The 1,080-nt window shown below is 33.4% G+C and carries 2 protein-coding genes, 1 pseudogene and 1 riboswitch; of the genes and pseudogenes, 2 read left to right on the forward strand and 1 reads right to left on the reverse strand.

All coding sequences use genetic code 11. The features are described from left to right. Both AC1DJR_RS30975 and AC1DJR_RS30980 read left to right on the forward strand, forming a co-directional pair. On the forward strand, positions 1-371 hold a 371-nt coding region (locus tag AC1DJR_RS30975), incomplete at its 5' end, for a GNAT family N-acetyltransferase (protein ID WP_477004363.1). 28 nt (positions 372-399) lie between these two features. After that, positions 400-542, forward strand: a riboswitch (cyclic di-AMP (ydaO/yuaA leader). 97 nt (positions 543-639) lie between these two features. Continuing rightward, a complete protein-coding gene (locus AC1DJR_RS30980) occupies positions 640-783 on the forward strand; it encodes a hypothetical protein (RefSeq protein WP_000945246.1) in 144 nt (47 codons plus the stop codon). 57 nt (positions 784-840) lie between these two features. Here the strand turns inward: AC1DJR_RS30980 and AC1DJR_RS30985 are convergent. Next, a pseudogene (locus tag AC1DJR_RS30985) lies at positions 841-1,080 on the reverse strand (class I SAM-dependent methyltransferase); the annotation flags it as partial.

The raw sequence follows: 1,080 nt of genomic DNA on the forward strand, positions 1-1,080 counted from the left end.
CTGCAATACCTCGTTTATATGATACTGTAAACGATATTCAAAATTGTGATGAAACATTCTATGGATATTTCTCTGAAAATAAACTCGTCGGCTTTATTTCTTTTATACAAGAAGAAGAACTAATCGATATCCACAGATTAGTTGTATCGCCGGATTTTTTTCAAAAAGGAATCGCAACGAAACTGCTACTTTATATATTTAACATGTTCTCGTCTTCAATGACATACATTGTACAAACAGGTAAAGCCAATACTCCAGCTCTCGCATTATATAAAAAACACAGCTTCATTGAAGTAACAGATACAACACTACCTGATGGCATGATTCTTACGCAACTTAAAAGACAGAAAACACAAAATAGTTTGACTTAATTATTTATTTATGTTATTTTTTACTTTATACAACCTTTTGCTGAGTCCAAATTTTGGAGCGGGGGAACCATTTTTGTAGCTATGCTACTTGGGGCGAATCTTTTTCAAGTAGGGAAACTCTCACTTCCCGAGTCCGACAGCTAACCTCGTAAGCGTAATGGGAGAGGAAGGTGCTTTTTGCCTATGTTACACACTTTGCCTCCTTAGTTATAAATATGGAATCGATATCAATCAGAAAACTATATTTATAGAAAAGGAGACTGGTACAATGTTACGTTTATCAGATCACGCAATAAAAATGATGGAGCAAAGACTTCGACTCGAACAACACCGCACATATCAAGCAAATAAAGTTGTAGATAACTTACATCACAAATACTTCTTTCAGCATATTTTTCAACCGAAAAGATAAGCAATAGCTCAATAAAAATACAGAGTACACCTTTTTCGGTGTACTCTGTATTTTTAATTACTTCCTCACCTTAATAATAAAAGTTGTCGGCAACATTCTAGCTTTATATAAAGAATAATATTTTACAGAAGGCTCTGCTATTTCTCCATTAAATACAATAGATGGTTCAGGTTCTTCTATTCTCTCAATTGTAAATCCCGCTTTATTTAACTCATTTATGTATGTACTCATTTTTCTCTTATATAATGTCGCTTGTACTTCTTCCCCTTTAAATGTTTCAAACGTAATAGGAGTTTC

It is taken from the genome of Bacillus sp. 05T31 (assembly GCF_056396725.1).

Excerpts from the sequence above, each read along its gene's own strand:
- AC1DJR_RS30980 (WP_000945246.1), top strand. The coding sequence starts at position 640 with ATGTTACGTTTATCAGATCACGCAATAAAAATGATGGAGCAAAGACTT.